Source organism: sulfur-oxidizing endosymbiont of Gigantopelta aegis (assembly GCF_016097415.1).
Classification (GTDB): Bacteria; Pseudomonadota; Gammaproteobacteria; order GRL18; family GRL18; genus GRL18.
The window spans coordinates 3,239,553-3,260,761 of the sequence record NZ_JAEHGE010000001.1 but is presented as its reverse complement, the minus strand read 5'-3'; the positions used below and the strand labels follow the sequence as shown (position 1 = coordinate 3,260,761).

General features: G+C 40.2%; 15 protein-coding genes, 1 tRNA gene and 1 pseudogene. 4 read left to right on the top strand and 13 right to left on the bottom strand.

What is annotated here, in order from left to right; all coding sequences use genetic code 11:
* The first annotated feature begins 33 nt into the window (after nucleotides 1-33).
* Entirely contained in the window at nucleotides 34-981 is a 948-nt protein-coding gene (locus tag JEU79_RS16635; RefSeq protein WP_198262526.1) for an IS1595 family transposase, read from the top strand.
* A gap of 396 nt (nucleotides 982-1,377) precedes the next feature.
* Here JEU79_RS16635 and istB read toward each other — a convergent pair.
* The 12 genes and pseudogenes from istB to JEU79_RS16575 form a co-directional block, all read right to left on the bottom strand.
* A pseudogene (istB, locus tag JEU79_RS16630) lies at nucleotides 1,378-2,071 on the bottom strand (IS21-like element helper ATPase IstB).
* Nucleotides 2,072-2,126: 55 nt separating this feature from the next.
* The gene (gene istA, locus JEU79_RS16625) at nucleotides 2,127-3,620 is read right to left on the bottom strand and encodes an IS21 family transposase (RefSeq protein WP_198263001.1); all 1,494 of its coding nucleotides are present in this window, start codon (nucleotides 3,618-3,620) and stop codon (nucleotides 2,127-2,129) included.
* Between the two features lie 94 nt (nucleotides 3,621-3,714).
* Complete coding sequence (locus tag JEU79_RS16620) at nucleotides 3,715-4,896, bottom strand: transposase (protein ID WP_214660608.1); 1,182 nt, start codon at nucleotides 4,894-4,896, stop codon at nucleotides 3,715-3,717.
* Entirely contained in the window at nucleotides 4,826-5,269 is a 444-nt protein-coding gene (locus tag JEU79_RS16615; RefSeq protein WP_198264998.1) for a hypothetical protein, read from the bottom strand. Before JEU79_RS16615 ends, JEU79_RS16620 begins: the two co-directional genes overlap by 71 nt.
* A gap of 184 nt (nucleotides 5,270-5,453) precedes the next feature.
* Complete coding sequence (locus JEU79_RS16610) at nucleotides 5,454-8,033, bottom strand: bifunctional UDP-sugar hydrolase/5'-nucleotidase (protein WP_198264997.1); 2,580 nt, start codon at nucleotides 8,031-8,033, stop codon at nucleotides 5,454-5,456.
* 190 nt (nucleotides 8,034-8,223) lie between these two features.
* Nucleotides 8,224-8,676: a hypothetical protein gene (locus JEU79_RS16605; RefSeq protein ID WP_198264996.1), complete on the bottom strand. Its 453-nt coding sequence runs from the start codon at nucleotides 8,674-8,676 to the stop codon at nucleotides 8,224-8,226.
* A gap of 191 nt (nucleotides 8,677-8,867) precedes the next feature.
* Nucleotides 8,868-8,943 (bottom strand) — tRNA-Phe (locus JEU79_RS16600).
* Nucleotides 8,944-9,313: 370 nt separating this feature from the next.
* Nucleotides 9,314-11,014 carry a GGDEF domain-containing protein gene (locus JEU79_RS16595; protein WP_198264995.1) on the bottom strand — a complete coding sequence of 567 codons (1,701 nt, stop codon included), beginning with the start codon at nucleotides 11,012-11,014 and terminating at the stop codon, nucleotides 9,314-9,316.
* Between the two features lie 136 nt (nucleotides 11,015-11,150).
* Nucleotides 11,151-12,593, bottom strand: a complete 1,443-nt coding sequence (locus JEU79_RS16590; RefSeq protein ID WP_198264994.1) for a sensor domain-containing diguanylate cyclase — start codon at nucleotides 12,591-12,593, stop codon at nucleotides 11,151-11,153.
* 176 nt (nucleotides 12,594-12,769) lie between these two features.
* Nucleotides 12,770-13,039, bottom strand: coding sequence for an oxidative damage protection protein (locus tag JEU79_RS16585; RefSeq protein WP_198264993.1), 270 nt, complete (start codon nucleotides 13,037-13,039; stop codon nucleotides 12,770-12,772).
* Nucleotides 13,040-13,084: 45 nt separating this feature from the next.
* Nucleotides 13,085-14,152, bottom strand: coding sequence for an A/G-specific adenine glycosylase (gene mutY / locus JEU79_RS16580; protein WP_198266051.1), 1,068 nt, complete (start codon nucleotides 14,150-14,152; stop codon nucleotides 13,085-13,087).
* A 98-nt stretch (nucleotides 14,153-14,250) separates the two neighbouring features.
* Nucleotides 14,251-16,413: an AsmA family protein gene (locus JEU79_RS16575; protein WP_198264992.1), complete on the bottom strand. Its 2,163-nt coding sequence runs from the start codon at nucleotides 16,411-16,413 to the stop codon at nucleotides 14,251-14,253.
* 245 nt (nucleotides 16,414-16,658) lie between these two features.
* Between JEU79_RS16575 and JEU79_RS16570 the strand changes: the two genes are divergently transcribed.
* Entirely contained in the window at nucleotides 16,659-17,798 is a 1,140-nt protein-coding gene (locus JEU79_RS16570) for a GGDEF domain-containing protein (RefSeq protein ID WP_246540605.1), read from the top strand.
* A 181-nt stretch (nucleotides 17,799-17,979) separates the two neighbouring features.
* On the opposite strand, the gene JEU79_RS16565 is transcribed toward JEU79_RS16570, so the two are convergent.
* Complete coding sequence (locus JEU79_RS16565) at nucleotides 17,980-19,806, bottom strand: AMP-dependent synthetase/ligase (RefSeq protein ID WP_198264990.1); 1,827 nt, start codon at nucleotides 19,804-19,806, stop codon at nucleotides 17,980-17,982.
* A gap of 129 nt (nucleotides 19,807-19,935) precedes the next feature.
* Between JEU79_RS16565 and thiS the strand changes: the two genes are divergently transcribed.
* Together thiS and JEU79_RS16555 are read left to right on the top strand one after the other, a co-directional pair.
* Entirely contained in the window at nucleotides 19,936-20,136 is a 201-nt protein-coding gene (gene thiS / locus JEU79_RS16560; RefSeq protein WP_198264989.1) for a sulfur carrier protein ThiS, read from the top strand.
* A gap of 289 nt (nucleotides 20,137-20,425) precedes the next feature.
* On the top strand, nucleotides 20,426-21,208 hold the full coding sequence (locus JEU79_RS16555) for a thiazole synthase (protein ID WP_198264988.1): 783 nt from the start codon (nucleotides 20,426-20,428) through the stop codon (nucleotides 21,206-21,208).
* Nucleotide 21,209 lies beyond the last annotated feature (1 nt).

Sequence of the window (21,209 nt, the reverse complement as noted above, 5' to 3'; positions counted from 1 at the left end):
AATTAAAGTATAGATTATGTGTGGAGTAGAATGATGTCAAAAAATAAAATTCAGTTTCAAGAAGGTTATAGTTTATTTGAGCTTTTTAATGATTATGGCACTGACAAACAGTGCCGACAAGCCTTATTTAAATGGAAATTTCCTGATGGATTTGTTTGCCCAGAGTGTGGCAATAAGACTTATTGCACTCTAGAACATCGCCATCTTTATCAGTGCCACCATTGTCATCATCAGACATCAGCAACCTGTGGGACAATATTTGATAGTACCAAACTGCCTTTATCTAAGTGGTTTTTAGCGATTCATCTTATGACTCAATTGAAGACAGCGGTTTCAGCATTAGAATTAAAGAGACAGCTTAAGGTAAGCTACAATACAGCCTGGAGTATGAAACAAAAGATCATGCAGGTTATGAAAGAACGTGATGACAGTAAACCTTTATCAGGCATCATTCAAATTGATGATGCCTACTGGGGTGGTGAGCACAGAGGCGGCTCCAGAGGTCGTGGTTCAGAAAATAAAACACCGTTCGTTGCAGCCGTTTCTACTAATGAAGATGGACACCCGATTGCAATGAATTTAAATGTGCTTAAAGGGTTTAAATCCAGTGAAATAAAACGATGGGCACAAACTCATTTAACACCTGGAAGTACTGTTTACTCAGATGGGTTAAATTGTTTTCCTGCGGTTAAAGAAGCTGACTGTAAGCATGTTCCAATCGTCACGGGTGGTGGTGCGGCAAGTGTTGATAAAATTGAGTTTATCTGGGTTAACACTATGATAGGTAATATTAAAAACTCTATGAAGGGAAGCTATCATTCCATTAACTCAAAACATTTACCTCGGTATCTTGCTGAATTTTGTTATCGGTTTAATAGACGCTTTAACTTAAAAGACATGATGCCAAGGTTTTTATGCGTGGCGATGAAAACGCCACCTATGAATGGAAAGCTCCTAAAAATGGCGGAGCTTTATGGGTAATCAAGTAAAAATTTATGGCACTTTCTTTGAGTGGCTCACGTTTGCACCACTAAATGGCAGGCACGGGTCGAGCTACACACTCAAGTGCATTCCTTCAAACGGTTGGGTATCTGGCGTCAACTACCTTGTCCGGTTGGCGAATTATTAGCTTGGCCGGTTTCTAATTTATTTTATTCATAGTGAGTTTTTTACAATCGATTATTCTCCTTTAATTGTCTGCTCTTCTTTTTAACTTGATTTTTCTTTAGTCGCTGCTCTTGATCTGGCTCTAGGGCGAAAAGCGACCGATGTGCGGCTTTTGCTCTTGCACGAGGCCACTTTGAGCTTTTTGGCTTTTCGCCCGCTCTATGCTTTTTATCTTGCTTTTAAAATGTTCAGCGATCAATGAGTTAGCCATTAATCTAAGCCTTTCATCGCTTGTTTTCTACGATAACTGTCGCCTTCAATTTGATAAATAGACGCATGATGAATGAGTCGGTCAATGGCAGCCACTGTCATCATATTGTCAGTGAAGATACTATCCCATTCACTGAAAGCCTGGTTTGAGGTAATGAGCAAGCTATTGCGTTCATATCGGTGCGCAATTAATTCAAATAGTACCTGGCTTTCACTATTGGTTTTTTTGACATAGCCAATATCATCAAATAAGTAACTCATATTTATCCAGCTTTTTCAGTTCAAATTCCAGAGATAACGCTTCTTTTGCCTTTTGAAGCATTTGCACCAATGAAGTGCTGCTCATGAATTTAACCCGCACTGATTGCTCGATGAGTGCGTAACCAATAGCGGCGGCTAAATGCGTTTTCCCCAGACCACTGGCACCAAATAAAAGCAGATTATGTCCTTGCCTGAGCCAGTCTAACTGAGTAATTTTTTGTTTGAGCTGTTGGGCTGTCACACCGGTTATTTCATTAAAGTCATACTGTGATAACTGTTTACCAATGGGTAGTTTGCTTTCTCTTAATAAGCGCTTTAATTTATTGTCATGCCGGTAACTGGTTTCTAATTCACATAAATGGGCTAAAAATAATTCAGGCTCCCAATCTAATTCAATGGCTTTTTGTGAAACCTGCTGCCATTGTTTGACCATGGTCGTTAAACGTAATTCTTTGAGTAAAAACGGTAAACTTTGTGCATTGGCCATATTAATTCCCCAGTAATACATTGTAGGTCGATAAGTCATGTTGCTGACTGGTGTACTGAGGTCTATCAACCGACATGGGCGCAAAAAAGTCACGGCACGCTTTGATGGAAACTCGACTGCCGGCTTCTAACGAGGCTAAGACAAAACGACCCAGCGCTGCTTCACAATCATAGGCATCGGCAATGGACAGCAAGCTCACCATATAACGGCAATCATCATCATGAATGCCCGTTTGTTTGAGATTTTCCCAAATCAGGGTGAAATCACCTTCTGGGACAATATCATCTCGGTAAGCCGATGATTTAAAGGCATTGGGCTTTTTGGCTAACGAGTGAATGATATGTTTATAATTGATTGAACGCGAACGGATATGGCGGTGTGCATAAATACGCTTTAAACTTAAGGTCAATTCATGACCATAGAAACAATCTAAATGTTGATCATAAATATGGATCAATAACGTGGTACCAATCAATCGGGAGGGTACGGTATAAGTGACTCGTTTAACTGAAATGGTACTCCTTGTGGTGACTTTAACATAGAGCTCACTAAAGCCATTGGTGCGGCGGCTGGGAAGCGGTTTTAAGTGTGCTTTTTCTTCATTAAATCGTGTTTTACAGCGTATGTTTATTTGGCGAACGATGTCATCAATAAAGGCTTCATAATCCAATAAGGCGGTAAAATCTCGACTGCCACGAAGGAGTAGCTTTTGTTCGATTCGGCGTTTTAAATGACCATTAGGGGATTCAATGGCTCCATTTTCATGGGCAATGCCTTTATTGTTTCGAGTGGCTTTTATACCATAGTATTGACATAATTTTTCATAACGCTCGGTCAGCTTTTCTTGTTCATAATGATTGTTAAATGCAGCACTTAGGCTATCGGTTCGGTGGCTTACAGGGACACCGCCTGATTGCCATAGCGCATTTTGTAAGCCTGAAGAAAGAGATTCAAAGCTCTCTCCACCTAAGACAACTTGAACATAAGTCCAGCCACTATAAACCAATCGGTAGTGATAAAGTTTGTGTTTAAACTCTTCTCCGTCAATCGTGATTTTAAGCTCATTAGCCCAGGTGTAATCTGAAATACCCATATCACCGGCAATGTGTTTTTGTTGAAAAATAACTTCTTGCTCCGGTCCTTCCTGAGCACGCCAGCGTTTGACTCGGCGTTGCAGTGTTCTTAGGTGAGTGTTGTCAAATTGACCGGGTTCTAGCTCTTCCAGTGCTTCTAATAAGGTAATGGGCTGTAGTTTGGGCTCAATCTCAAGTAAGGGCACTAAATGTTGTTCAAAAGCACCATTTAAGGGATCTTTTCGAGTTTTGTACTGTCTGGGCTGTGTGGTGCCGCCGGGGTGCTTACCTGTATCAATGCGTCGCGCTGATCTTTCTGAAAATCCTGCTTTGGCTGCTGATGAAGCTTGAGTGTGATTCGGTTGTTTTCGATGTGACATGTATAACTTGACCTGTTCTTGGGTAATTGATTTTCCAGACATAAAATCCTTCTCGATTAATGTGTCTGGAGTGTATCAAACCGGCCAAGCTAGTTGTCGCCGACCGGACAAGTTAATTGTCGCCTAATAGTTGGGTTTAAGATTTTTTCGTTTTCGTTACCTCGTAGTCATCTGGATTTAAATACAAATCCATCATTTCCTCCCATGAATCCATGACAAGAAACTGAATAGTCCCTCTGAACATTTCCCACAAATACCGCTTAGAACCTGCTTTAGTTCGACAGGCCTGATAAGCCCCATCGGTCAGCTCAAATATTTGATGAAAGTAAAAGGCCAGCAAGGTAAGTAGGTACATGTTATAGCTGAGATGTTGTTTACCATGACCATAATTATGTTCTATAGAATAGCCCTGATTTTTCAGCGTGTTAAAACACTCATTCTCAATCTTCCATCTACAACGCCCAGCCTGAACCAGTTGGATAATATTGTGCTCACTGACTTGAAAGTCAGTCACCCAGCTATTACGATAGGTGATCTTTCCTTCTGAATTGATGAGATGATACTCAAGGAAGTTAACGGTGACGGCATCAGCTTCACCATGTAATGGAACTGCATTTTTCCAACGATACTGATGGGTACGACCTTTCTCATCGATGGTTTCAAATGAGGACAATTCAGTAAAGTCATTGAGCCATTCGAAAAGATATTTATGATCACCTGGTTTGGTCACCAGAAGATAATGCATTTTATTATCTTTAATGGTTTCAATCATCGGTTGGTGTGACATCAGTCCATCACCACAGATAACAAAGCCTTGGCGAGGGTGGTCTTTTTTCAATTGAGCAATGAAGCGTTTGCTGGCATTGATCTCACAGTCTTGTTTCTCTGTACCATCTTTATTTTGGATGGCTTCAGGCATGACTGGTAACACTTGTTTTTTATCTGGGTGCATGATGGCACCTTGTAATACGGCATGACTGTAAGTGATTTCACCGCTTTTATGTTCTTTATGCAGGCATTGTTCACAATGAATGTCTTTTGAACTGTGATACTGGGTGCCATCAATTACGCACAGTAATATATTGGGAAAAATAGCATAATCTTCTAAATGTTTGTGCCGTCTCAGACGTTCAAACAAATCTTTAAAAATGGGGGCGAACCCTTCACTGGGCACAGCATCAAGTATCTTTCGCAGTTGACTGTTTTGAGGTATATTCTCAACACCAAAGAGGGTTCGTAAATTATTTTTATGAAGCTCTTCTTCCATTCGCAACTGAAACTGTGCAAGGGAAGGCTCTTGAAAATACATACAGGCCATTGCCCAAATACTGGGTCCTAGGGGTGGTTGGAAATCCATGTTGGTGCATAGGCATACCGCCATGCACATAAATCTTCTTTGCTTCTACAGCTTGTCCATCGGGTGTAGTGACTTGTAATATCCAACTATGAATGACACCTGTTTTGAGAGGAAAAGCATTGGTATAAAGAGCCGCTTGATATTTTTTGTCGGCAGAAAATTTTTGGATGCGGTTGGCTTCACCAAAGTAGTCTTTCTGACTATCGACTTGTTCGGTTTGGATTGTTTGCTGGGGCTGATTATCGGTGTTTTTGGAGCAGCCATTAAGACCTGTGATAATTATAAAACTACCAGTGATAAGCAAATATTTTTTATTAAATTTTATATTCTTCATAAGTTATTTATTATCCTTAAGATTCAGTGCATAAGGCGGTCGCAGTAGGTTCAACTGATTTTTTTAGGATTATTATTGTTTAAATGAGAAAATTCATTAAAACATAAAAAATGTTTATGTCCTATAAAAAAGCCCACTCAAAGAGCGGGCTAAAGATTAACGCATAATTATTATTGATGTGAGATTAAAAATCACCTTCATCGTCAGGTGCATCAACACGATTGGCCGGTGTTAAAGTCGCACCACGCATTGGTTGAATGACACTGAAACCAAATTCATCACGACCATCAGGCAACTGCTCTAATAGATTGATACGTGGGAAGGTAGGCGATAGGTTCGCGACAGTTACAGCACCACCTAAACCTGAAACGGTAACGGTTTCTGCCGTGCCACTACGCAGGTCAAGGATATTGATGTCTGCCTCGTTGACATAGCGACCAAAGGCTTCAACGACATCCAGAGGAAAGATGTCATAACCATCAATGCTTGCAGTTTCACGCTGGCTGAATTGAGTAGAGTTAACCCAGGCCATTTGAGCGCCATAAGCCTTGCCCACTTTAACCAGAATTAACATTTTCTCATCGGCACAAGCACGAGTCACACCAGGATAGCCGGCTTTCTTACAAGTTAGCTTAGACACAATCTGATTACGGTTAATGCGATTGAAGTCACCATCAAAATAGTAAGCAGCAATATCAATATGACTGGGTAAGTTTCCACCCTTGTCTAAACCGGTCTCTGCATCCACCAAGCGTACATTGGAAGTACGTGAACGTAGTTTTGAACCATACTTATCAAAGTTTGGTTTAAACACATCCAGATCAAAGTTCACACCTGAATAATTGAAGAACCAACCACCACTCCATCCAGGGATTCTAGCCTGCTGTGTGCCATTGCCCGAAAGTTCCAGGGTTTGCACTAAGCTACGGGGCCAGCCAAGGAAATGACAATCATTCTTGGTGTGGTTTTTATAGTTAGGATCGGTTTTATCCGAGATACAAGTACCAGCGGCAGCTTCTGCTTCAGGTGAAGCAGGAATATTGCCTCGAGCAATCATCGCACCAATAGTCAAACTATGATAAACATCTTTCACAGTAATAGGACCAGGCATAATAGTATTGTTGTAGCGGAAACCACGTATCTCACCTACGTCGGCATCGGTTAGAGCGCGGAAAGCATCAGCATAGACATCATGTAAAGTCCCTTCAATATCAGCAGGCATTTTTAAGTTTGCAGGATCATGCTCATAAGAGAAACGATTACGTTCCAGAACAACTTCTGTACTTGCCATTTGATAATCAATGGGCACAGTCAGTGTATAACCATTGAAAGGATTCAGGAATTCATCACCTGGAACCCAGTCACCACCGCCTGCAACACTAACAAAGGGTGCGCGAGCATCTTTGACTAAGTCAGCAATTTCACTGTCAGGACGGATGCTATCATCAATATCATAACGCTTCCATTCCCATTCTTTTAGCTCACCACCTTCAAATTCAAGCTCGAGTAAACCCACTTGCATACCATCTTCACCTTCTTCGATGATGACTGTTTTATTGCCGTCGATATTGGTGGCAACAACAGGGTAACGGGTACGCTCATGCGTGTCAGAGGAGAGAATAATCTCTGGGAAACGAACACCTTCAGGCATTGTTGCATGTTCAGCATTCCATAGATTTTCAGGAATGCCCGCTTCAGACATAACCACAACTAAGTCAACACCTTCACCTTGCCAAGGCGTACCGGTAGCAGAGTTAATGTATTGCGTATCTATCCCCTTATCAGCACGTAAAATTTCTGTGAATTTTATGATTTCAGGTACGGTGTGGAAGCCAACGGTAGAGCCCCATTGTGGCATTTCCTTACCCAAAGGATTTTGTACACTCTTTTCTTTAGCTGCATTTCGATTGGGGTGATCATCCGCCCAGCCAATGGCTTTGTTTTGTGGGAATTTGACACCACCCATACAGTTCGAGAATGACAGACCGGCTGTGACATTAGAGCTAACAACTTGAGGGCCACGATTGGTCGTACAGCCAATGAAACCAATTTTAATACCGTTTACTTCCTTAATATAATAAGGATCAGTAAAATGTTCACCGGCTGTTTTACCATTCACACCAGGACCAACATTCAAACCATTATAATAGGCATTAGCAGAAATTGAACGCCAGCGACGCTTTTCTCCATTCTGATCAGCCTTAATGGCGTGTTCAGGGTTAAAGCCCTGATAGATATTGCCACTAGGATCGTATGGTTTCATAAACATCTGGCCATATTCAGCTTCAGTAATAGGGCGAATATCGCCATCACTGCCAAATAGTTGTTGATAACGATACAGACCGTAGACAAACTCCCAGTTACCTGCTGCAAACACATCAGGGGCTAGCGCATCCCAGACATCAACCAATGCTTTGCCCTGAGTGTAGGTGGCAACTGCGCTACCTTGAATGGTATCGCCTGTGTGCCCCCAGATTATTTTACCCTTATGTTTTTTCTTTAATTTCTTAATAACAGTCGCAGCACGCGCGAGTCCACCTTCAAGTCTACCCGTGGCATCTGCTCTGGCATTTGGGTGAGATTCGGTGTCACCATGTAAATCACCGGAATGCATGATATAGACTTTACGTTCATTTTTATCATCGTCATCGTTGTCATTATCGTGTTTATCATCAGCAAAGGCGGATGCCGATAAGGTCAGTGCTGTACCTGCAAGCATGGCAAATACGGCTTGAGATAACCTTCGTTGTCTTGTAAAAAACATACTTAACTCCCTATGTTCTGTTTTTTTTATGAATGGTTATTAGACATCGCTAATAACGCCAAGAATATACTAGGGGAGTTGATGCAAGGATGTAACCGGAGCGTACCCGATGCTAATCTAGGGCGTACCCTAGATTGAACAGTGGAAATCTATTGGATTACCAAAAATTGAAAGGGTCAGGCTTGGTGTATTATGCTGAATAACTTGTTTTTCTTGGAGTAAAATTATCAACTAGACTAAAATGTATACACATCATACATTTATTTAATGTCTGACTGATATGATGTGAACAATGACTACAACTTGTAAACTGCTGTTGAGGTGTAGCACTTTTTTTTATTTTATGTATGCTTGAAATTTTATTGCTGTTAATGTCATTGCTAGCATTAGAATTGTTGGAAGGTTTTGTTTTTTGAACTTTTTTCTGTACATCAATAGCATGATTAATTCTTGCTTGCTCGATAAAATCTTCAGCCGTGTTACTTTGCTCCCTACAATATTTAAAGTTTATGCCAAGATTAGTAACGTATTTCCAACTGGTATTTTTTTCAATTCCCAATAATACACCCTTATGCCAGGTAATATTATTGTCACTGAATTCCTTTTCTTCAGGAGTGACTCCCTGAATAATACTTTTGCTCATAAAAAATCATCCCTATAGTGAGTTGTAAATTTTTTTAGTAATTTGTTATAGGATATATTGTATAAGCTTAAGGAGAATATTACTTGTCTATACAGGACAAAAACTTGACCGAACAGGACATTTTTAAAAAATTATTTATTTTGAAGAGATTTTGGGATATAGAATGAAAAATCAGGTGGAAAAAGTGGAAATGGTGCCCGGACCTGGAATCGAACCAGGGACACAGGGATTTTCAGTCCCTTGCTCTACCGACTGAGCTATCCGGGCAACGATGCTACTAATTAATTGTTGCGTGTGTTGCAGTTATTACTGATATTGAGAAGAAAATGGCTTGCTTTTCAATGGCGTGATTATTTGCTTAATCAACGGCGTGTATTCTGTCGTTTTTGCCCGTTTCTGTCAAGCAAAAAATGAAATATTTTTGACTTATTGATGTAATATTTATTCAAAGGGTAATATTTTTTTTAAAAATAATAAAAACTTGTTAAATTTCATGTGTATAGAGAATTAATTGCCAATATTGTTTGTGTTTGTTAGGTTTTGCCGAATGTGGACAGAAATATTGAGTTGGACTGTAAGATGGTGTGCTGAGTGGTATGACCTAAGTTAGTGTAGTAATAATGTGAAAGTTTAATGTTCATTCTGAGACAAGCAATGGAGCATCTTCTATGAGTTCAATAAGGTTCCGCCCCTTGTCTTTAGCTCGATACAGGGCTATATCAGCCTGTTGATAAGCCGTTTCCCAATCAGGTGAATTCTGGCTGCTAAAAGTATAAATGCCAATAGAAGCGGTCACTACAATCTGAGAATCATCTTGAACGTTTATGATATTGTCACGGTAGTGAGTATTCCATGTTTCTTGAAACTCATTAAAGGTTGAGATTATGTGAGTTGGCTCTATAGCAACGAGTAATATGCTGAATTCATCGCCACCCATTCGGCATAGGTGATCCGATGGTCGTAGAAAACGTTGTTGCATTTGTTGAGCAAATTCGATTAATAGTTGATCGCCTTTTTGGTGACCATAAAAATCATTGTATTTTTTGAAGCCATCAAGGTCAATCATTGCTAATGCGAGATGGGTTTGATGACGTTTTGCTCGTTGAACTTCCAGCTTAAATGATTCAGTAAACTTTCTTCTATTATCAAGTCCAGTCATAGGATCTTTGCTTGAACGTTGCTCTAATTTATTCATGGTTTGCTTGAGGTGTTCAAGCGTTTCATTATAGGTGAGAGCGATTTCTTTTATTTCATGAGAATCGGCCAATGGTTTTTTTATGTCAACGGGTAATTTTTTTTGGATGGCACTGAGTACTAGATTAATTGGCGTTATCAGCCAGTTGCGAATATAAAGTGCAAAAATGATGATTGCAGATATGGTCAGTCCTAATGACAATATCAGGAAGAGTTTAAATTGTTCTTTAATGAGTAAAATCTTGTGTTGATCAAAAACAACCTTGGCAAGGTATTTTGAGGAATATTTCTTAATGTAAGGACTTGAAAAACCGGCTAGTTGGAGATAATAGCTATTTATTTTGTGCCCTTGAGGCGCGATTGTTTGAACTTGATAGGGGACTTTTTCGCTGATGATTTTATTAAAGGCCTGTTGATCACTTTTAGTCTTTGACTCCAATTCTTGAAAAAGTGCAATTTTTTTATTACTGTTTTTTTCGGGAATAAAGGTCATGGGTATGAGCATGTTATTCCAAAATTCAACAAATAGGGAGATTTGTACGCCGTCTCTGTGAGAAGTATAGTCAATTAATTTTTTAAAATATTCATTGATATCCGGATCGATAAAGGCGAGTTCCAGATAGTGATTGTCATCAAGCACCGACATAGAATAAATTTTCACTTTTTTACTAATGAATTCTATATTGGGTTGCCCGACCATGATTTGTTTGGTTCGTCTGATTTTTTTTAAATAATGGGCTATATTTTTAAAAGGTGCTGCACCAAAATCCAAGCCTAGGTCGGGGGGAAATGATGTTTTTATGATTTTAAAATCAGCATTGATAATATATAACTCAATTGGGAAGCCGGATTTTTCTTTTAAGATTGTTTGTAGTTCGACAAAATCGGCAGGTGTTTTGTTTTTTTGCAGAAATTCTTGGGCAAATTGATGTAGTTCTAAATAATTATTTTTTTTCTGAAGGAGTAGTTTATCAAGCAGGTTAAAAGAAAGGTTAATTTGCGCACGGATGTCATTGAGCAAGAGTTTTTCATTTGCTAGCTCATGTTTCTCAATAGCAGAAACTATGAAATTAAAACTGGTAAAAGATAATGCACTGGATGCAATAAGAATAATTAATAAGAGTTGGAGTAACTTGCGAGCCATATATGATTAAACCTATGTGTTTAAATCATGGGGAATAAAAAACCAAAATTGACAGTGACTATCTGGAGTTAGTAAGTCAATACCTTATTGGCAGTATATAACATTGAGATGAATTAACAACTCTTTATAGAGGGGGCTATACTATGCCCATCTCAACTCTATTGCGTCCATTCTCTTTAGCTTTATAGAGTGCTTTATCTGAACGTGACACTAATTCATCGGCATGATCATTTGCTAAAAGACTTGCTACGCCAAGGCTTATTGTAATGGATAAGGATTTTCCGGCAAATTTTATGCTTTCATTTTCCACCGAACTACGAATTTTTTCAGCAATATAAACGGCTTTTTGTTGATCGCATTCAGGTAAAATAATAAGAAATTCTTCACCTCCCCAGCGAAATAATATATCGGATTCACGTATGTTTTCTTTGATAATATGGGTTAGTTTTTTTAACACTACGTCACCGGTGGGATGGCCATAAGTGTCGTTGACTTGTTTAAAATAGTCGATATCAAGCATTATCATTGATAGGTGGCTATCGCGACGTTTGGCCTGAGTGCGCGCTTGTGAAAAAAGCATTTCAAAGATTTGACGATTAGCGGCGCCTGTCAATTTGTCGGTTGCTGCCATAGTTTCCAATTTGTGTTGGTAGCGGCTGATGAGCAAGTAGACTAGGAAGATAATAATGAGTGAAATAACTGCGCTGACCAGCAGGTTGATGATGAGGGTGTTTTGAATACGCATTTCATCCTCATCTTGTTGCTGTTCAACAATAAGATACCAATCAAATTCGGGTACAAAGCGGCTATTTAAGTAGGTTTTTTTACCCTCCTTTTCATAATTGAACGAGCTATTGGCTGAGCTAAGAATTTCGTTGGCAAATATTGATAAACCCTGTTCCTGGCGTATGTTTTCTGTGCCGTGATGAGAGGTTCCTCGTAAAGTGAGGTTGCCTTGGGTATCAATAAAATATATTTGTCGCCCATAGCGATTTTTGTAGTCTTCAATTAGACTTTTAACCGCTTCAACAGCCAAGCCTACGCCAATAGCGCCAAGATAAACACCATTGTAGTCATAAACACGATGATTAATAAAGATGGTATAAGCTTGTTTTTTTGCGGTATCAACATCAACGTTAATTTCATAATCCTGATGCATGTTTTGTACGCGAAAGTACCAGCTATCTTGTTGGTTTATTTTACTGACAACTTTTAAAACGCCGCTGGAATGGTAATATTTACGTGTTTTCTCAGACACAAAAAAGCTGGTGATAGTGCCATATTGAATCTGAATTTCTTTTAAAAATCGAATGATAGCCTTTTCATCTTGTTCACCGTTTATAATCCAGTCTCGTACAAAGGTATCTTGTGCCATGATTGATGAAATAAAGATGGGGCGTAATAGATCGCGTTGTATCTCAGAGTAAATATTATCGCTAGTGAGTGGTAAGGTAGTTTTTTCAATTTGGTTGATAACTGATTCGTGTGCGACAAAGTAACTGATATAACTGGTTGATAAAAATCCAACGAGTAGCAAGCTTGTTAATAATGCGACAAAGCGTAATTTTCTATTCCACATATAGGGTCTCTAATGAAGGGCTGTTAAAGAGATAAACATAAAGTATAGACTAAAAAGAATTTTCTATGGGAATTTTTTTGCTGTAAGGAATAAGGAAAGTATTTGAATAATAATGATTTTTACTCAGGCATGAGAAAAAATCATTATATCGCGAGTTAGTGGCTCAGAAAGGGCTACTACTGAGGCTTATAGTCGTCTGGTTTTGCTGGCTCTTCATCACTGAAGAGAAATTTGTCCATTTCTTTTTCTAAGAATTTTCGGTGTTCAGGATCAATGGGGGATAGGCGATATTCATTGAGCAACATGGTTTGGTGTTTTACCCATCCCGCCCATGCTTCTTTGGAAATATTTTCAAAAATTCGTTTGCCCAGCTCACCAGGATAAGTTAATCGTTCGAGGCCTTCGGCTTCTTTTCCTAATTTTACACAGTTTACCATTCGTGACATATTCTTACCTTTTTATCGTTCTTTTAGTTGTTCTTTAAATGCTCTTTACTTGTTAGTACTGCTATTCAATTGTGATATAAGCTTTGTAATGGGGGTGGGCATACCTAATTTCAATGGTTTTTGAGGGTTGAACCAGATGAAATGTTGATCATCCATCACGCTTGAAGGGGGGGCTATGGTAATGGAAACAGGACTTGTTTGCAGGTGGTAGTGACTAAATGTGTGGCGAAATTCTGTTTGTATGACAATATCGTTAATCGTCTTAAAATGATATTTATCCAACCAGACTTGAATATCATCATGCTTTTCACATTGTGGAAAGGACCATAAACTGCCCCAAATACCGTGTTCAGGACGTTTTTCCAGTAGCACTTCACCTTCTGGGGTAAGTAGCATGAGCAAATAAGCACTTTTAACTGGCATTGTTTTCTTTGGCTTAGCTTGTGGGTATAAGTTCTGTTGCTGATGCTGAAATGATTCACAGCCTTTTTGTAAGGGGCATAGTGAGCACTGGGGCTTGCTACGACTGCATAAACTTGAACCCAAATCCATCATGGCCTGATTGAAGTCATCACAGCGTTTCTTAGGGGTGATGTTTTCAGATAATGTCCAAAGTGCTTGTTGTGTTTTTGAGTGGCCACTCCAGCCTTGTATGCGGTAATAGCGGCATAGGACTCGTTTCACATTGCCATCAAGAATAGCATGGTGCTGACCTTTGGCGAAGGATAAAATCGCACCGGCTGTGGAACGCCCGATGCCGGGCAAGGCTTGTAATGCTTCTCTGTCATCGGGAAATTGGCTGGCATGTTCTTGGGCAATGATTTGAGCTGTTTTATGCAAGTTGCGAGCACGGGCGTAATAGCCCAGTCCTGTCCAGAGATGCAGTACATCGTCATGAGGGGCTTTTGCCAGCGCATCGAGATCAGGAAAATTGTGCATAAATCGCTGGTAGTAAGGAATGACGGTTTTGACCTGCGTTTGTTGCAGCATGATTTCAGAAATCCAGACGCGATAGGGGGTTTTATTTTTCTGCCAGGGGAGATCTTTTCTGCCGTGTTGGTCAAACCATTTGAGTAGTGCTTTAGCAAATTGGGCCGGTGTTTGTTTGCTGATAATAATGTTATCCGTTAAGTGAAGCGTAAAAAAAGTCGCTAATGAAAAAGCCGGGTAATACCCGGCTTGTTAGTGCTGATTAAGGTGCTGGTCTATGTTTAGAACTTAAGAAAGCCTTTGAGTTTGTCACCAAACTTTTTTTCTAATTCTTTGCTGACTTTCTTTTTCACTTCACCTTCAATGAGCTTGCTGAGATTGGCTTCTTCTGATAATTCAGAAAACTTACCCTTGATGGTATAAGGGATCTCTTTGCCTTTAAAGTCAGTACCCTGTGACTTGCCATCAATTTTTAAACTATTTAAGAGTTTAACCGAGAGAGTATAGTCAAGATATTCTTTGGGAAAATCAGCATAACCCTTGCCCGTAAGCTCCATCAAAGGTGATTTGCTGGAAAGATCGTTGTTTTTCATCACGCCATTTTTGATATTAAACGTCCCTTTTAATTCAGTAAACTTAGTGTTCTGTTCTTGTGAGCCGGATGGTGCCGTACGACCTTTTAGTAAGGCATCGGCTTTTCTTAGGGTGTTTAAAATATCCAGCTTTTTGATATGACCATCAGTGATGAGTAATTTCATATTACCATTACTGTTTTTTACCAGTCTATTTTTATCATTGCCGATAGAAGTGATGTTAGCACTAATGTTAGCAGTACCGGTGAATTCTTGTGAGCCTGTAGTGGCTTGTAATAGGTCTCCGATTTGCACATTTTTCAAGACATTGTTGATTTTTACCTTTGGGGTTTTTCCTCGGGCATCAATGTCTGCCTTTAGGTTAATACTGCCCTGATATATTTGGGCACTGAGTGGGGCTAATTGTACCAAGCCTTTATTACCTTTTAAGACAATAACCACATCAGTCATTTTGGCACCACCGGCGATAAACTCAGCAATGCTTAATTTACCATTGAGGTTTAACTTGCGTAGTGTTTCAACAGGAAAAATGGGTGCACTTTTAGCTGTTTTGACAGGGGCTTTGCTTGGCTTGGGTTTAGTTGTTGGAGCAGCTTTAGTTTTCGTGTCTGTCTTTGCTGTCGTGCTGACATCAGCAGGCGCTGCCATGGCATAAAAGTCTAGATTTAATTGATTGAGTGTTAAATCAAAACCATAGCGAGGTGCTTTAAAGTTTTTAATCGAGGCATTTCCTTTTAAAGCCGTATCATCAAGGTTGGCTTCTAAAGCGCTGATGGTGACTGAGTCTGCATTGCCGTTAAATGTCATTTTAGCATCAGCACTATTAAGCGCCTTAGCTTCTTTCATATTGGGTAATGCAGCACCGAGGGTACGGGCTAATTTTTTGGGTGAAAACTGTTCAATGCTGACTTCACCATTAAATACGGGGGAGCTATCTAGCTTGGCCGTATGGAATAAGCCATTAATGACCATATCAAAGGAAGTGAGTTTCATTTTGTTGATTTCAAGCACTTGCTTATTGCCATCAAAATGAATATCGCCACCCAGAGTGGTTTTGTTAGCACCACCGGGGAGGGCATCGCCGGTTAAATCCAATGAGAGCAAAGTATCAGGTAAACTGAATTGTTGCTTTGATAATGAGATTGTTGGGCTACTGGTTAAACTAAAGTCACCTTTTATGGCCGGTTGACTGCTTTGAATATAAGTGCTTATTTTCAGCTCAAAGGGCTTATCTTCAATTAACTCACTGATGCTAATGTTACTTTTGGATAAACTGATTTTTTGTCCAGCTTGTTCATCAGTCCAATTAATGATGGCATCTTTGATATTGAGTCCAGCAACGCTAATGGCTGGCATAGAGCTACTTTCAGAGGAAGCTGCTTGGTTTGCTTTACTGGTAGAAGCGGGTGCTTCTTTGGCTGGATCGGCTGTGGTTGGGGGAGAAGATAAATCAGCCCAGTTAGTTTGCCCCTGTTTATTTTTTATTAGGTTCAATTCCATGCCATTCAGTTGAATTTCACCGATATCCAATTGGTTGGAAGTCAGTAATGGCATAATGGCAACATAGAGCGACGCGCCTTGCATTCGGGCAAAGGGCGTATCAGTAAATCCCTTGGCATTACTGAGTTCAATTTTGCCTAAATCCAGCGATACGGAGAGCGGCAAAGAGATGGATAAGTCAATATCGCCGTCAATTGTCAGGGTTCGACCAGTTTTGTTATAGACCTGCTGGGCAATTTCATCTTTGTAGTCATTTGGATCAACAAGGATTGGTAATAGGACGCTAGCCAGAACAATTACAATTACAAATGATGCGATAAGCCAGAGTAATATTTTAAGTAGTTTTGTCATATATTTTTACCAGTGATAAGATGTTGTAAAAAAGAGCATGGAAATGTTCACATAATATATGTATTAAAATATATAAAACTAACAATAGCAACCTATTCTATACCCGTGATACTTGGAAGTGCAGCGAGGCATTTTGACTAAGAGCCGATTGAGTGTATAAGCACTACATGATTGAGGATTTTAGTTAAAAGAACGAAGCCTGCATTTCCAAGTATTATGGGTATATAGCCAATTTTGTGTTTAATATGACCGATTTTTGTAGTGAAATTTTAAAAAAAAGTGCTTTATTAACATCTTATCGAGATGAAGAGTCCCTAGTGGCTGTCTTTTTTGATGTGATGATGCAGCAGTTTGATGCCTTGGAAAGCATTGTTTTATTGAAATTCGAACGAGTGCATAACGATGCCTCTATTTCTGTAGAAGCTTATCAGGATAGAAAGGCCTGCTATGGTTTGGAGCTTTCGCAAACATCACTGATCGCTAATAACTTGGCTGAGCTGGGCCAACATGCCATGAGTGTCGAGTCACTTGAGGCGTGTCAGCAGGCAATTGTACAAAATAGCGAACTAAATGATTGTGCGCTTGCTGTTGAATCGGTAAGCACAGAAACGGTAAGCCTATTACTCAAGAAAATGAATCAGGATAAGCAAACCAGCTTTTTTATGGCTTATCAGTTTTCCGCTCAAGTTGGTGCTGAGATTCACTCATTATCCAGCAACGATTTACCCATAGAAATTCGTTCCATTGTCTTGCAATTAGTCCACTATCTCTCCGAAATTTATAGCAATCATCAATTATTGATTTCATTGAATGATAAGGATGCATTGACGGGCTTGTATAATCGAAAGTTTTTTGATCGCAAGATGAACCAATTATCCTTGGAAAGTGAGCATCAATTACGCCGTCAGGCTGAAATGAATAAGCCTGAAATAAGTAAGCATAGTTATCTGGCTATTTTAGATATTGATCACTTTAAGCGTATTAATGATGCTTATGGACACCTGTATGGTGATGAAGTCTTGCTACATTTTGCCCAACAGATGCAAAAAGTATTTCGAGACGATGACTGGCTTTTTCGTTATGGTGGCGAGGAGTTTGTAGTGCTGCTAAAAAATGTCGGCTCTGATATGGTTGAGACCATTTTACATCGTTTTAGAAAACACATTGAGAACTATGATTTTCCCTCGGTGGGCCAAGTCACGATCAGTATTGGTGTGACGCAATTAGACAATAGCAAAATGCAAAGTGAAATTATCGACCGTGCCGACAATGCGCTTTATTACGTCAAAGAACATGGGCGCAATAATATCGCCTTGTACGAAACATTGGTGGCACAGGGCGAATTGCAGGAACAGGTCAATGAAGGTGACATTGAGTTGTTTTAGTGCTCAGTAGTATCCATTTGTAGATAGGGTCTTTTACACTTTCAGTGACTGTAGGGTGGGCACGCTTTTTGTGCCCACGCTGAAAATGTGAATACAAGGTATTGAGTCAGCGTGGGCAGATAAAGCCATGCCCACCCTACTACTGCTTTTCCAAATATCATGGGTATAAAATGGATGGATGCTAACTATATAAGCTCTTAATTTCTTTCTTAAACTGCTCCATTACCTTGGGTCGTTTGACTTTAAGAGTGGGGGTCAAAATACCATTATCAACTGTCCAAGGGTCGAGGCTTAGAACCACTTTACGAATTTTGGCATAACCTGGAAAATCGTGTAAAACGGTTCTTAAATGGCGCACAATCTGACTATTGACAGCCTTATCATGAAGATTGTTTTTATCAAAGGGATCTAAGTTGTTTTTCTGTGCAATCTGTACCCATTCTTCAGAATTCAATACCAGTACCGCACTGAGATAGGCCTGACCTTCGCCTAATAACATGGCATGTTCAAATAGTGGATCGATCACGATGGTATTTTCAATGTCTGTGGGAGGAATTTTTTCTCCATTGGACATAATCAAAATATCTTTTAAACGACCAGTGATATAAACATGGCCGCTGTTTTTATCGATACGTGCCTGATCACCACTATGAAACCAGCCATCAGGATCAATGGCCTGTGCGGTAGCGGCATGATTGTTCCAATAGCCCATCATCACCCCGGGGCTTTTGATGAGCAGTTCATCATTATCACCAATTTTGAGTTCAATGCCCTGTAGGGCATGACCAATTGAACGCGGGTCGTTATTGTCGATACGATTAAATGTCGCGACAGGACTGGTTTCTGTTAGACCATAGCCCTGAATCAGCGTTAGCCCAAGACCAATAAAGGTTTTCGCAACAGGAAATGGAATAGCAGCGCCACCGGTTGCTGCCAGCCTGAGTTCACCACCAAATTTTTGCATCACCTTATCGGCAACAATGCGTCTGAGTATTGGCCAGATAAGACAGGATAAACATAGGCTAGAACGTTTTTGTTTGTATAAGAAACGGTTCCAACCGACCTGTACCGTGAGTTTAAATAGTAGCCGTTTGATAGGCGAGCCTTTTAATAGAGTCCCTTCAATTTTGGCATAGACTCGTTCATAAATACGTGGCACAGAAATTAGAATGGTGGGCTTCAGTGTCACCAAATCTTCAGCAAGCACTTGAATTGAGCGGGCAAAAGCCACTCGACAACCGACCATCATGGTCAGGTAATAACCGAGGCTGCGCTCAAAGGTATGGGATATGGGTAAAAAAGATAGAAATAAGTCGTCTGAGCGAACTTTCAGTTCGGCGGCAGAAGGGGATACGATGGATAGGATATTATTATGGCTAAGCATCACACCCTTGGGCTTGCCCGTTGTGCCAGAGGTGTAAACAATGGTTGCCAATTCATTGGGATCACCATCGCGCTTATGCATGACATGGCCTTCTTCCGGTAGCCATTGTTGCATGGTGGTCACGATGTCGAGTTCATTTTCTAATTGTTCTGTCGCATCAACCAAAACCACCCGCTTTAAAAAAGTGTTATCAGCACAATTATCACGTAAACGACCCCATTGACTGCTATCCTGAACGACTAATAATTTGATTGCTGAATCTTCAAGAATATAAGCAATATTATCCGGGCGATCTTCAAGATACAATGGTACGATAACTAAACCTAAGCCAAGTGCAGCTTGATCAACTGCTATCCATTCTTTGCTGTTTTTCATCAAAATGGCAACGCGATCACCACTTTCTAACTCTTCGGCATCGATGGCTTTTTGCCAGCGACCGACCAGCACGGCCATTTCATTCCAGGTAGTTTCTTCCCATGCTTCGTCTGGGGTGTGCTTTTTTTGTTTGTTATATTGTATATAGGCAATATCATCGGCAGAACGTACTGTGCGTTCATAAAACAAGCCATCTAAAGTAACGGCTTGTTGTAAACTTATTATTTTATCTTGAGAACTGGCGAGCATGCAGTAATTCCTTGGGAAGTTATATTTAACGTCTGCTAGTTTCCGTGTAAAATATAACACATCTAACAGTCAATTCGAGTAGGAAAACCCCTTGAATGGGCGTTTTTATCGTAAATAAAGGAGCTTTTTTTGAAAATTTTCGTAAATGGTGATGCCAAAAAGGTGTCAGACGGCTATTCTGTGCAGAATTTACTCGCTGAGATGGACATTGTCGGTCAGCGTTTAGCCGTTGAAGTGAATGAAGAAATTGTCTCAAAAAGCCGTCATGATACATATTTATTTAATGCCGGTGATAAAGTGGAAATTGTCCATGCAATTGGCGGTGGCTAAAGTCTTTGCGATATATCATGTTAAGCTCAGCAACTGCTATTATCATGCACTTTTTAGGCTATAATGCGCCTTTAACCTAAAATAATCAGTTGAATCGTAGCGAGAGCGACTTAGGTGCTGAAGATTAAGGGTTTTACAGGTTATTTGGGCTTTATTCGTAGTCACCCTACGGGTGAAGTCAAAATGTTCTGGAAAATCCTTAAGATTCAGTGCATAAGGCGGTCGCAGTAGGTTCAACTGATTTTTTTAGGTTTAATTTACCCAGAACACTTAATTATCAGGACATACTATGCAAGATGACAAGCTGATCATTGCTGGCAAAGCGTATCACTCACGTTTACTCGTCGGTACTGGCAAATATAAGGACATGGATGAAACCCGTGAGGCAATTGAAGCCAGTGGTGCAGAGATAGTCACGGTGGCTATCCGTCGTACCAATATTGGTCAAAACCCTGATGAACCCAATCTGCTGGATGTTATCTCGCCTGATAAATACACTATTTTACCTAATACAGCCGGTTGCTATACCGCTAAAGATGCGGTGAGAACCTGTCAGCTAGCCCGTGAATTGCTTGATGGTCATGATTTGGTGAAGCTTGAAGTGCTGGGTGATCAAAAAACACTCTATCCCAATATGATTGATACCATTGCAGCCGCAGAGATTCTGATCAAAGATGGTTTTAAAGTCATGGTCTATACTAGTGATGATCCTATTATGGCGAAACAGTTGGAAGAAATGGGCTGTGTGGCGGTCATGCCGTTGGCTGGTTTAATTGGTTCAGGCTTGGGCATTTGTAATCCGCATAATATTCGTCTGATTAAAGAAAATGCCACAGTGCCTATTTTAGTTGATGCCGGTGTGGGTACGGCTTCTGATGCGGCAATTGCCATGGAAATTGGTTGTGATGCGGTGTTAATGAACACCGCCATTGCTGCGGCTAACAAGCCGGTGCTGATGGCTTCGGCAATGAAAAAAGCCATTGAAGGGGGGCGTGAAGCCTTTTTAGCCGGACGTATGCCGAAAAAAGCCTACGCCAGTGCATCTTCACCCATTGATGGTACGTTTTTCTAAG